This window comes from Pantoea nemavictus (genome assembly GCF_037479095.1).
GTDB classification, from domain to species: Bacteria; Pseudomonadota; Gammaproteobacteria; order Enterobacterales; family Enterobacteriaceae; genus Pantoea; species Pantoea nemavictus.
In genome coordinates, this window is sequence record NZ_JBBGZW010000001.1 from 926,661 (window position 1) to 938,706 (window position 12,046).

Annotated in this window: 9 protein-coding genes; 2 read left to right on the plus strand and 7 right to left on the minus strand. The window is 56.6% G+C overall.

The features are described from left to right. Positions 1 to 75: 75 nt before the first annotated feature. The 5 genes from glrR to purL form a co-directional block, all read right to left on the minus strand. Positions 76 to 1,407, minus strand: coding sequence for a two-component system response regulator GlrR (gene glrR, locus WH298_RS04275; RefSeq protein WP_180822292.1), 1,332 nt, complete (start codon positions 1,405 to 1,407; stop codon positions 76 to 78). 2 nt (positions 1,408 to 1,409) lie between these two features. After that, a complete protein-coding gene (gene qseG / locus WH298_RS04280; protein WP_180822293.1) occupies positions 1,410 to 2,081 on the minus strand; it encodes a two-component system QseEF-associated lipoprotein QseG in 672 nt (223 codons plus the stop codon). Positions 2,082 to 2,084: 3 nt separating this feature from the next. Beyond that, positions 2,085 to 3,512, minus strand: a complete 1,428-nt coding sequence (locus WH298_RS04285; protein WP_049853002.1) for a sensor histidine kinase — start codon at positions 3,510 to 3,512, stop codon at positions 2,085 to 2,087. Between the two features lie 457 nt (positions 3,513 to 3,969). After that, positions 3,970 to 4,137 carry a hypothetical protein gene (locus tag WH298_RS04290; protein ID WP_180822294.1) on the minus strand — a complete coding sequence of 56 codons (168 nt, stop codon included), beginning with the start codon at positions 4,135 to 4,137 and terminating at the stop codon, positions 3,970 to 3,972. A 19-nt stretch (positions 4,138 to 4,156) separates the two neighbouring features. Then, complete coding sequence (purL, locus tag WH298_RS04295) at positions 4,157 to 8,047, minus strand: phosphoribosylformylglycinamidine synthase (protein WP_180822295.1); 3,891 nt, start codon at positions 8,045 to 8,047, stop codon at positions 4,157 to 4,159. A 270-nt stretch (positions 8,048 to 8,317) separates the two neighbouring features. Between purL and mltF the strand changes: the two genes are divergently transcribed. After that, on the plus strand, positions 8,318 to 9,775 hold the full coding sequence (gene mltF, locus WH298_RS04300) for a membrane-bound lytic murein transglycosylase MltF (RefSeq protein ID WP_007886192.1): 1,458 nt from the start codon (positions 8,318 to 8,320) through the stop codon (positions 9,773 to 9,775). Here mltF and tadA read toward each other — a convergent pair. Both tadA and yfhb read right to left on the minus strand, forming a co-directional pair. After that, positions 9,772 to 10,266 (minus strand): tRNA adenosine(34) deaminase TadA, encoded by a 495-nt coding sequence (tadA, locus tag WH298_RS04305; RefSeq protein WP_072093462.1) that lies wholly within the window; start codon positions 10,264 to 10,266, stop codon positions 9,772 to 9,774. The two genes, mltF and tadA, sit on opposite strands and share 4 nt — an antisense overlap. A gap of 65 nt (positions 10,267 to 10,331) precedes the next feature. Further along, entirely contained in the window at positions 10,332 to 10,970 is a 639-nt protein-coding gene (yfhb, locus tag WH298_RS04310; RefSeq protein WP_180822296.1) for a phosphatidylglycerophosphatase C, read from the minus strand. Positions 10,971 to 11,186: 216 nt separating this feature from the next. Between yfhb and WH298_RS04315 the strand changes: the two genes are divergently transcribed. Beyond that, positions 11,187 to 12,026, plus strand: a complete 840-nt coding sequence (locus WH298_RS04315; RefSeq protein WP_007886185.1) for a MurR/RpiR family transcriptional regulator — start codon at positions 11,187 to 11,189, stop codon at positions 12,024 to 12,026. The last annotated feature ends 20 nt before the right edge of the window (positions 12,027 to 12,046 follow it).

A 12,046-nucleotide genomic window follows, 5' to 3' on the forward strand; every position in this document is an offset into this window, starting at 1 on the left:
GACAGATCCTTTTTTACTCCCTCCATGATGGACGGATACCGTTAGTATAAGTGTTCCTGACACCGCCGCAGCACGCTACTCTTTAAATTCGCTGGCGTCTAGCTCATGGCGCGACAGCAGCTTATAGAATTCAGTGCGGTTACGTCCAGCCAGACGCGCGGCGTTAGTGACATTTCCTTTGGTCATCTGCAACAGTTTACGCAGATAGTTCAGCTCAAACTGATTACGCGCCTCGACGAAGGTTGGCAACGCGGTATTTTCTCCTGCCAGCGCCTGCTCCACCAGCGCATCGCCGATCACCGGTGCAGTACTCAACGCTACGCACTGCTCAATCACGTTCACCAATTGCCGCACATTGCCCGGCCATGCTGCGCCAACCAGTCGTTTCATGGCATCCACCGAGAAGCTACGCACGGAAGGTTTATGGCGATCGGCGGACTGGCGCAGCAGATGATTCGCCAGCAGCGGAATATCTTCGGCACGCTCATGCAGCGCAGGAATTTTCAGATTCACCACGTTGAGGCGATAGTAGAGGTCCTCGCGGAAACTCTTTTTCTCCATCGCTTTCGGCAAATCACGGTGCGTCGCGGAAATGATACGCACGTTGATCTCCAGATCGCGGTTACTGCCCAGCGGGCGCACCTTGCGCTCCTGCAGTACGCGTAGCAATTTCACCTGCAACGCCTGCGGCATATCGCCGATCTCATCCAGAAACAGTGTGCCGCCCTCAGCCGCCTGGAACAGCCCTTCACGCGCGCTGACTGCTCCCGTAAAGGCACCTTTGGCGTGGCCAAACAGTTCAGATTCCAGCAGTTGCTCTGGCAAAGCGCCACAGTTGATGGCAATGAAGGGCTTGGTCGCACGGGGGCTGGCCGCATGAATCGCTTGTGCCAGCACCTCTTTACCGGTGCCGCTTTGGCCATTGATCAAAATACTGACGTCCGATTGCGCTACCATGTGCGACTGATCCAACAGGCGCAGCATCTGCGGATTGCGCGTCACAATCGCTTCGCGCCAGCCGTCATCGCTCATCGGCGCGCGCTGTGCCAGCGCTTCATCAATCGCTTTGTACAACGCATCACGATCGACCGGTTTGGTAAGAAAACTAAATACGCCTTGCTGCGTAGCGGACACGGCTTCAGGAATTGAACCATGCGCGGTGAGAATGATCACCGGCAAGCCCGCATGACGTTTCTGTACTTCGCCAAACAGCGCCAGACCGTCCATCTCATCCATGCGCAGGTCGCTGATGACTAAATCGACCTTCTCTTTCTGCAGATGACGCAGTGCTTCTGGTCCGCTGGCTGCCGTCGCCACCTGAAAACCTTCGCTACTCAAACGCATGCCAAGCAGTTTCAGTAAGCCAGGATCGTCATCTACCAGCAGTAAGCGTGCGCTCTGTTTCATGATTACTGATCCTCAGTTTGCACATCACTGGCACCGTGCGATGCGTCGCTGCTGTCGGGCGCTTTGCGCGATGACAGTTGGCGCTCAATGTCGGTTAAACGCTCGAGCTTACGTTGGGTGTCTGCCAGCGCCTGGCGCATTTTGCTTTGCTGCTGGCGTAGGTTGTCCATTTCAGCGTCGTTGCTTTGCTGCAGGGCGGCGTAACGTCCACGCGCTTCACTCAGCTCCAGCTGAGCGGCCTGATTACTGCGCCACAGCTGTAGTAACGGGCGCACTGCCGCCGGATAAGACGCGCTATAACCGTCCAACGTGGTGACGTAATCACGGCGTTCGACCGGCGTGACGTTACCGTTAGCGAGCAGAATGCCTTGCTTAAAGGCGCGTGCCCAGCCTTGCACCGGCCAGCGACGCGCTTCGGCGCGAGCTTCGGCAGGGGATAAGCGCTCGGCACAATCAACGGCGCGCTGCCAGTAAAGCGGATTACTCACGGCGGCTGGCGTTTCGATTTGCCACACGCTTTGACAATCGATCGCCAGATAATCCGGCAGGCGCACGTCGGGTTCCGGCACGCTCACGCTAGTGTGTTGGGTACGTTGCTGTGACGGTGCCTGGCAGGCACTCAGGCCGAGCGCCATCAACGCACAGGTCACAAATTTAAATCGGGGTAATTTCATTAATCAGGCATTCCCGGCGCTGGTAGTCAGAATGATACGAAAACAGACATCCGCATCCTTGCGTGTTACCAACTGCAAATCGCCTTGCATCCTGCGCAGGCAATCTTTGGCGATGCTTAACCCCAGACCGCTGCCTTTAACCGGCCCCTTGCGCTGTTGGCTGCCTTGATAAAAAGGCTCAAAAATCATCGCCTGCTCTTCAGCCGGAATCGGTGTGCCGGTGTTTGCCACCTCAATCCACACCTGGTTGCCCTTCTGCTGGCTCTGCAGCCAGATGTTACCGGATTCGGCGCCGTAGTTCACGGCGTTCGAATAGAGGTTATCAATCACCCGCTGTAGCAGCGTGGCTTCCGCCAGACAGTGATTCACCTGCAGATCAACGTGCGTCGTCATCTCACGCGCACTGGCAGGCAACGAGTGCACTTTTACTACGGAATCAATGATGTCATTTAATACCACCGGTGCCAGCGTCATCGGGCCATCTGCCAGCTTACGGTTGTAATCCAGCAACTGCTCAATCAGCCGCTGTAAATGACGGCTGCTGGTATCGAGAATCGCGACCACTTCCTGCTGCTCAGCGTTCAATGGCCCGGCGACCTGATCGGCCAGCAGCTCAGTGCCTTCCCGCAGGCTGGCAAGCGGTGTTTTCAGCTCATGCGACAGGTGACGCAGAAACTCATGGCGCTGCTCTTCCAGCCAGCTCAGACGTTCACTCAACCAAACGATGCGCTGTCCCAGCGAGCGAATTTCACGTGGGCCGCGAAAGCTGCCGCTATCGCCCAGCGATTTGCCCTCGCCTAAGCGATTGATCATGCGCTCAACGCGTTTTACCGGACCAATAATCATGCCGGTGAACAGCAAAACCAGCACCAGACTGATCAGGAACAGAATTAGCGCCTGCCAGCCAAAAAACTGGCCGCGATCGGCAATTTCACGTTGCAGTTGTAGGCCGCGCGAAAACACCACTTCGCGCGTTGCCTGCACCATTTGCGTATTGGTATCGGAAAAACGCTCCAGCGCGCTGGCAGCTTGTGCTTGCGGATTTCCATTATCGCACTTTACCTGCTGCAGCTGCGGCAAGGTGGTTTGCAGCACTTTGAAGGAGGGCAGATCGGGCAAGCTGGCTGCGTGGCTGCTGAGCATTTGACCGTAGCGCGTCCACTGCGTTTGATACAGTTTGGCCAGCGACGCATCGCCTAATACGCAGTATTGACGATAGCTTCGCTCCAGCTCCAGCGCGGTGCGCGCCATCGCTTCACTGCGCCGTACATCGGTAAAGGTATTGCGATTGGTATCTGCCGCCTGGTTGCTCAGCGCCGAAAGGCTTTCCCATGCTTGCCATGCCAGCACCAGTAACGGCAGCAGCACCAGCAGAAAGGCCATTAAGACTAACTGTCGCAGGGATCGGGGAAACAGACGCCATTTATTCACAACCGCGCTTCCTTAAATATGAGCTGCAGGCATGCTAGCGAAGTATCAAAACGGAAGAAAGGAGAGATATGAAAACGGCAGGCCTTTTGGCCTGCCGTGAGAGCGACGCCGCAGCATCGCTTGCAAAATAGGTGGAGCCTAACTCAACGTTGCGTCCGATGCTTGATAACGTTGCAAAGCAAGCGATTATCGGTGAGGTGGACGACAGGCTCCGTTTGGTGCGTCATTCAGTTTTTATGAGCTCTGCCGCGAAAAGCGGGGCAATCATAAACAGGCGAATGAGCCACGCAGAGAGTATAGCAAGTATCATGCCAACAAATAAATAGTGTTTATTATCAGAGGAATGCCAGATAGAAGGCGAAGACAGGAAGGAAAGCGGACCGGGCGGTCAGGGAAAAGTGTCGCTGATTAGCAACGGGTTTAGAGCGCTAACTTCCTTGCATTACAAATCAACGAGTTAAATGTCACCTTTTGACGACAGCATAAAGTCAGGATTGTCGCCTTTTTCCGACAGCTTGCATACTTGTGCGGTTTTTAGCCAGGTCGCCATTAATGGCGACCCTACAAAAAAATAAAGGCCGCGGTTAGGCGGCCTTGTAAGGTGCGCATTGATGCGCACCAGCATAACAACTCAAGATTAACGCTTAGCCCAACTGCTTACGCGCATTGCGGAAGATACGCATCCACGGGCTATCTTCGCCCCACTCTGCCGGATGCCACGAGTTGCTGACGGTACGGAACACGCGCTCTGGGTGCGGCATCATAATGGTGACGCGACCGCTTTCGTTAGTTACCGCAGTGATGCCGTTTGGTGAGCCATTCGGGTTCGCCGGATAGCTTTCCGTCACTTTGCCGAAGTTATCGACGAAGCGCAGCGCTACCAGACCTTTGCTCTCCAGCTGCGCCAGATGCGCACCGTCACGCACTTCAACAAAACCTTCGCCGTGCGATACTGCGATTGGCATATGCGATCCTGCCATGCCCTCCAGCAACAGCGATGGGCTCGCCGCCACTTCGACCAAGCTGAAACGCGCTTCGAAACGCTCGGACTGGTTACGCACAAAGCGTGGCCACAGTTCGCTGCCTGGAATCAATTCACGCAGGTTCGACATCATCTGGCAGCCGTTACACACGCCCAGCGCCAGCGTTTGTGGACGATGGAAGAAGTTCTCAAACTCATCACGTACGCGGCCGTTGAACAGGATCGATTTCGCCCAACCTTCACCCGCGCCCAGCACGTCACCGTATGAGAAGCCACCACACGCAACCAGTGCCTGGAACTCTTCCAGACCGCGACGACCGGCGAGCAGATCGCTCATGTGTACGTCAACTGCAGTAAAGCCAGCGCGATGGAAAGCAGCCGCCATCTCCACGTGGGAGTTCACACCCTGCTCACGCAGCACCGCCACACGCGGACGTGCGCCAGTGGCGATCATCGGTGCCGCCACATCCTCTTCTGGCTTGAAGGTCAGATGGACGTTCAGACCAGGATCGTTATCGTCTTTCTTCGCTTCATGCTCCTGATCGGCACAGGCTGGGTTATCACGCAGACGCTGCATCTGCCAGGTGGTTTCTGCCCACCAGGTACGCAGCGTGGTGCGGCTTTCGCTGTACACCGTACTGTCGCCAGAACGGATCACGAAGCGGTCGCCCGGCAGCGCTTTACCCATCACATGCACGTTAGCGCTCAGGCCGTGATCGGCGAAGACTTTCTCTACTGCCACGCGATCCGCTGCGTTGATTTGCAGCACCGCGCCCAGCTCTTCGGTGAACAGCGCTGCCAATGCATCACTGCCCAACGCGGCGATATCGGCTTCGATACCGCAGTGACCGGTAAAGGCCATCTCCGCCAGCGTGACCAACAGGCCGCCGTCAGAACGGTCGTGATAGGCCAGCAGTTTCTGCTCGGCCACCAGCGCCTGAATAGCGTTAAAGAAGCCCGCCAGCTGCGTAGCATCACGCACGTCGGCAGGCTTGTCACCGAGTTGACGATAAACCTGTGACAGCGCGGTAGCACCCAGCGTGTTAGCGCCGTTACCCAGATCCACCAGCAGCAGCAGGTTATCTTGATCGGCCTGCAGCTGCGGCGTAACGGTGCGACGTACATCCTCAACGCGCGCAAACGCGGTAATCACCAACGACAGCGGCGAGGTCATTTCACGCTGCTCGGTGCCTTGCTGCCAGCGGGTTTTCATCGACATCGAGTCTTTACCGACGGGAATCGTGATGCCCAGCGCCGGACACAGCTCTTCACCTACCGCTTTAACGGCGGCGTACAAACCAGCATCTTCGCCTGGGTGACCGGCGGCGGCCATCCAGTTCGCGGAGAGCTTGACGCGCTGCAGCGAACCAATTGAGGTCGCAGCGATATTGGTCAGCGCTTCACCCACCGCCAGGCGACCGGAAGCGGCGAAGTCGAGCAATGCGACTGGCGCGCGTTCGCCGAGAGAGAACGCTTCACCGTGATAGCTATCCAGGCTGGCCGTGGTGACGGCGCAGTTCGCGACCGGAATTTGCCACGGACCGACCATCTGATCGCGCGCGACCATGCCGGTTACGCTGCGATCGCCAATGGTGATCAGGAAGGTTTTTTCCGCCACGGTTGGCAAATGCAGCACACGATTCACCGCATCAGCAACGGTAATCCCGTCGCGCTGCAGGGCATCGCCTTTGGCTTGCTGGCTGGCAACATCACGTGTCATCTTCGGCGTTTTGCCCAGCAGCACGTCGAGCGGCATGTCGATTGGCTTATTGTCGAAATGGCTGTCGGCGAGGTTCAGATGCAGCTCTTCAGTCGCTTCACCAATCACCGCATAAGGCGCGCGTTCACGCTGGCACAACTCATCGAACAGCGCCAGTTTCTCAGGCGCCACCGCCAGCACATAACGTTCCTGTGATTCGTTACACCACACTTCCAGCGGACTCATGCCCGGCTCGTCGCTCAGGATGTCGCGCAGGTTAAAGTTACCGCCGCGGTTACCATCACTTACCAGCTCTGGCATCGCGTTCGAGAGACCGCCCGCGCCCACGTCATGGATAAACAGAATCGGGTTGGCTTCGCCCAGCTGCCAGCAGCGGTCGATCACTTCCTGGCAGCGACGTTCCATCTCTGGGTTGTCGCGCTGTACTGAAGCAAAGTCGAGATCGGCATCCGATTGGCCGGAAGCCATCGACGAAGCGGCACCGCCGCCCAGACCGATGTTCATCGCCGGGCCACCCAGCACGATCAGTTTGGCCCCCACCACAATCTCGCCTTTCTGCACGTGATCGGCACGAATGTTACCGATGCCGCCCGCCAGCATAATCGGCTTATGGTAGCCGCGCAGCTCCACACCATTGTGGCTGTTGACGCGCTCTTCATAGGTACGGAAGTAGCCATTCAGGGCAGGACGACCAAATTCGTTGTTGAATGCCGCGCCGCCCAGCGGGCCTTCGGTCATGATGTCTAAGGCGGTGACAATACGATCCGGCTTACCGAAATCCTCTTCCCACGGCTGTTCGAAGCCTGGAATGCGCAGGTTCGATACCGAGAAACCGACCAGACCGGCTTTTGGCTTCGCACCACGTCCGGTTGCGCCTTCATCACGAATTTCACCACCGGAACCGGTCGCAGCACCCGGCCATGGCGAAATAGCGGTTGGGTGGTTATGGGTTTCCACTTTCATCAGGATATGCGCTTCTTCCTGATGGAATTCATATTCGCCCTTCTGCGCATCTGCGTAGAAGCGGCCAACCTCGGAACCTTCCATCACTGCGGCGTTGTCTTTATACGCCGACAGCACGTGCTCAGGATTATGTTCAAAGGTGTTTTTGATCATTTTAAACAGCGACTTCGGCTGCTTTTCGCCGTCGATAATCCAGTCGGCGTTGAAGATTTTGTGACGACAGTGCTCAGAGTTTGCCTGCGCAAACATATAGAGCTCGATGTCGTTTGGATTACGCCCCAGCTTGGTAAAGGCATCAAGCAGGTAATCGATCTCATCATCGGCCAGCGCCAGGCCCAGCGTGGCATTGGCCTGCTCCAGCGCGCTGCGACCTGCGCCCAGCACGTCGATGCTTTTGAGCGGCTGCGGCTGATGATGGGCAAACAGCTGCTGCGCATCGCTGAGGTCAGCGAACACGGTTTCCATCATGCGGTCATGCAGCAGGCTGGCAAGTTGCTGCCACTGCGCTTCCGTCAGCTCAGGGGCCTGCACATAGAAAGCCATGCCGCGCTCAAGGCGTAACACCTGTGGCAGATCGCAGTTGTGCGCGATATCGGTGGCTTTCGAGGACCACGGAGAGATGGTGCCGGGACGCGGCGTTACCAGCAACAGACGCCCTTGTGGCGCATGTTCGGCGAGAGAAGGACCGTATTTCAGCAGACGTTGCAGGCGGGCGTGCTCATCCGCGCTGAGCGGTGCGCTGACATCGGCAAAATGGACGTACTCGGCGTAAATATCACTCACCGGAAGGTGAGCGTCCTGAAAGCGGGTCAGCAGTTTGTTTACACGAAATGCCGACAGAGCGGGCGAACCACGCAGAATTTCCATCATTAAAGATCTCTCGTCTTTGAAGTGCCGGGCGACGCTTCATTGGGCGCAACAGGGGAAAACGGGCGGTATTATAGAGAAACAGCACGGGATACGAAACCGTTTGCGCATAAATTCTGGCACCTGGCGTTTGGCTGAATTTTGCACAATTCTTGCTATAAAAGTTGCCCTGCCCCTTTTTGTTGCGCAAAATGCCCCTCGCTCTGGGAGTTAAAACAACATAAATACTGCCTTTAAAAGACAGAGGCCTGTGAGCCATTACGAGACAACTATTTGAAACGCCTAAAAATAAACTATCTGTTTATCGGTCTGATCACCGTGCTGCTTGCGCTAGCATTGTGGCCTTCAATCCCGTGGTACGGGGGTGGAACAGACGCGCTATCACAGATCAAATCACGCGGAGTGCTGCGCATCAGTACCGTTAACTCTCCGCTGACTTACTACACCATTAACAATGCACCAGCCGGTATGGATTACGAGCTGGCGAAGCGCTTCGCCGATTACCTTGGCGTAAAACTGGAAGTTGAGGTGCGTCCAAACCTCGGCGACCTGTTTGATGACCTGGATGACGGCAAGGCGGATTTGCTGGCTGCCGGCCTGATCTACAACAGCGAGCGCCTTGCGCACTACCAAAGTGGCCCGAGCTACTATTCGGTGTCGCAACAGCTGGTGTACCGCATTGATAAGCCACGGCCGAAAAATCTCGGCGATCTGAAAGGCCGCCTGATTGTGCAGTCCGGTTCGGCATATCTGTCAACTTTACGTTCCGCCAAAGCCGACAGCTATCCCGATCTCGACTGGGCGATCTCGACCGATCAAGGGCAGAAAGCGCTACTTGAAGCGGTTGCTGACGGCAAACTGGATTACACCGTGGGCGACTCAGTCACCATTGGCCTGCTACAGCGCATTCATCCGCAGCTGGCAGTAGCGTTTGATGTGACGGATGAAGAGCCGGTCACCTGGTATTTGCCGCGTAACGAGGACGACAGCCTGAACGCGGCAATGCTCGACTTCTACAGCCAGATGGGCGAGGAAGGCGCGATGGCGCGACTGGAAGAGAAGTATCTCGGCCACGTCGGCACCTTTGATTATGTGGATACCCGCACCTTCCTGCGCGCCATTGATAACACGCTACCGGACATCAAACCGCTGTTTGAGAAATATTCGGCCAGCATGGATTGGCGATTGCTGGCGGCGATCTCTTATCAGGAATCGCACTGGAATCCGCAGGCCACTTCGCCGACCGGCGTCCGAGGCATGATGATGTTGACGCGCAATACCGCTGACAGCCTTGAAGTCAACGATCGCCTCGATCCTGAACAGAGCATTCGCGGCGGCAGTGAATATCTCAAGCGCATGATGGAAAAGGTGCCGGAGACGATTCCTGAAGATGAGCGCATTTGGTTCGCGCTGGCGGCGTACAACATGGGCTACGCGCACATGTTGGATGTGCGCAAACTGACGGCGAAACAGGGCGGCAATCCTGATAGCTGGGCGGATGTGAAGCTGCGCCTGCCGATGCTGAGCCAGAAGCGCTACTACACGCAAACTACCTATGGTTACGCGCGCGGTCACGAAGCTTATAACTACGTCGAGAATATCCGTAAGTATCAGATAAGCCTGGTGGGCTATCTGCAGGAGCAGGAGAAGCGGTTAGCGCAGCAATCGGCGCTAGAAGCGGAGTTAGGTGCCGGCTACCCGGCGGTCGAACCGAAAATTGCCATGAATTAATCTGCGCGCTGCGCCTGACGCAGTGCCTTCTTCTGCTCGCGACGCATGCGGAAGAAGTCACTCAACATCCCAGCGCACTGTTCCGCCAGCACACCGCAATCAATCTGAATTTGATGATTCATGCCGGGATGGCCAATCACATCCAGCAGTGAACCGGCCGCGCCGGTTTTCTCATCTTTGGCGCCATACACTAACCGCGTGATGCGGCTGTGCACCATCGCGCCAGCGCACATCACGCAGGGTTCCAGCGTGACATACAGTGTGGTATCCAGCAGACGATAGTTTTCCAGCACTTTGCCACCCTGACGCAGCGCCATGATCTCAGCGTGCGCGGTGGGATCGTGCTGACCAATCGGTCGATTCCAGCCTTCGCCGATCACTTTATCGCCCTGCACCAGCACCGCACCGACCGGCACTTCGCCCTGCTCCCACGCGCGCTTAGCCAGTTCCAGCGCATAACGCATCCAATATTCATCAGTTTGTGGGTTCACCGGGCAACTCCTGCGGGCATCAAAAGGCGGCGCATTATAGCGATGCTGCTGCCGGAATCGAAGCGTTATTCCAGCTGTTGCAGCTCACCGCGCGGCGTGACGCGCCAGCGGTGCTGACAGAAGAACAGCAGCGGGTTGTCCTGCTTGCTGTCGCTGTAGCCGCTATACAGCTGCAGCGGCGTGCCGATTTTCTCCTCCAGCTGTGCCACCTTCTCATGGCCGAGGCAACGCATCGCCAACAGGCGGCCGCCGCGGCCCGGTTTCATCTGGCTGGCGATCAGCTGCACGCGCGGTAAGAAGGCGGAATCGAAATAGACTTTCTCCACCAGCGATTGCGGCGAACCGGTGATCAGCCAGACATCGGCATCACTGCTGCTGAGATAATCAGTGAGCCGCTGCTGCACCACCGGAAAGGCGGTAACGCGCTGGCGGAACCAGTCAGCGAATTCGGCTTCGCGCTGGCGTAGACGCGTTTCGCTATGGCCGAAGGTAATCGCCCATAGCAGCAAACTCATTGGCCAGCGCGCCGCGCGACCTTTGATCAGCATGCCGAGACCAATCACCGGTAACAGCGGCACCACCAGCAGCAGATTGATCGGCTGACGTCGCAGCAGATAGCGCATATAGGTGCCAAACATGTCTTGCTGATGCAGCGTGCCATCGAGATCGAAAAACACCACGCGTCGTTGCGTACCCTTTGTCAAACAGCACTCCTTCTCTATCCTTCGTGGTTTCTGCACTACAGTGTAGCCAGCTTCAGCGTTTGGGGCGAAAGCTGCTATTTTTAATTCCAATGACTACAATGCCAGCTGAATAGTTTATTCTCTGTGCCCGCGCGCTGTCATCTGGCGGCAATCGCCCGACATCCTGCGCGTAACCGCACTACGCTCTATCTGGAAAGATGAATTAAGGATCGAACAATGAGTTCATTGCTGCGCATTCGCCAACTTTATCCTCGACTGGCGCTAAATGAGCGTCGCCTGGCGGATTTTTTGCTGTCGCAGCCGGACCGTGCACGGCATCTGAGTTCACAAAAACTGGCTGAGGAGTCGGGTGTCAGCCAGTCCAGCGTGGTGAAATTTGCCCAGAAGCTGGGCTATAAAGGCTTCCCGGCGCTGAAGCTGGCGCTGAGCGAATCAATGGCCGATCGCGATGCTATTACCGTGCATAACCATATTCTTAGCGATGACCCACTCAAAGTGGTGGGTGAAAAGCTGCTGACGGAAAAGATCTCGGCGATCCGCGCCACGCTGGATATCAATAGCGAAGAGAAGCTGCTGCAAACCTTACAGCTGCTGAAAAATGCCAACCGTATTCTTCTGGTCGGCATCGGTGCATCGGGTTTGGTGGCGAAAGATTTCTCATGGAAACTGATGAAAATCGGCATTAACGCAGTTGCGGAACAGGATATGCATGCGCTGCTGGCCAGCGTGCAGGCGATGGCGCCGGGCGATGTGTTGCTGGCGATCTCCTACACCGGCGAACGTCGCGAAATCAATCTGGCGGCGCAGGAAGCGGCGCAGGTTGGCGCCGATGTGCTGGCTTTTACTGGCTTCACGCCGAATGCCCTGCAGCAGTGTGCGACGGTTTGTCTCTACACCGTAGCGGAAGAGCAGAGTACGCGCAGTGCGGCAATTTCATCAACCAGTGCGCAACTGGCACTTACCGATTTGCTGTTTATGGCGCTGGTGCAGAACGATCCGGAACGCGCATCCAGCCATATTCGTCACAGCGAAGAGTTGGTGAAAAAGCTGGTCTGATGAGATGAGGCGCGTATAAT

Coding starts and splice junctions, on each gene's coding strand:
- purL (WP_180822295.1), bottom strand. CDS start 8,047: ATGATGGAAATTCTGCGTGGTTCGCCCGCTCTGTCGGCATTTCGTGTA.
- qseG (WP_180822293.1), bottom strand. CDS start 2,081: ATGAAATTACCCCGATTTAAATTTGTGACCTGTGCGTTGATGGCGCTC.
- glrR (WP_180822292.1), bottom strand. CDS start 1,407: ATGAAACAGAGCGCACGCTTACTGCTGGTAGATGACGATCCTGGCTTA.
- WH298_RS04315 (WP_007886185.1), top strand. CDS start 11,187: ATGAGTTCATTGCTGCGCATTCGCCAACTTTATCCTCGACTGGCGCTA.
- WH298_RS04290 (WP_180822294.1), bottom strand. CDS start 4,137: ATGCTGGTGCGCATCAATGCGCACCTTACAAGGCCGCCTAACCGCGGC.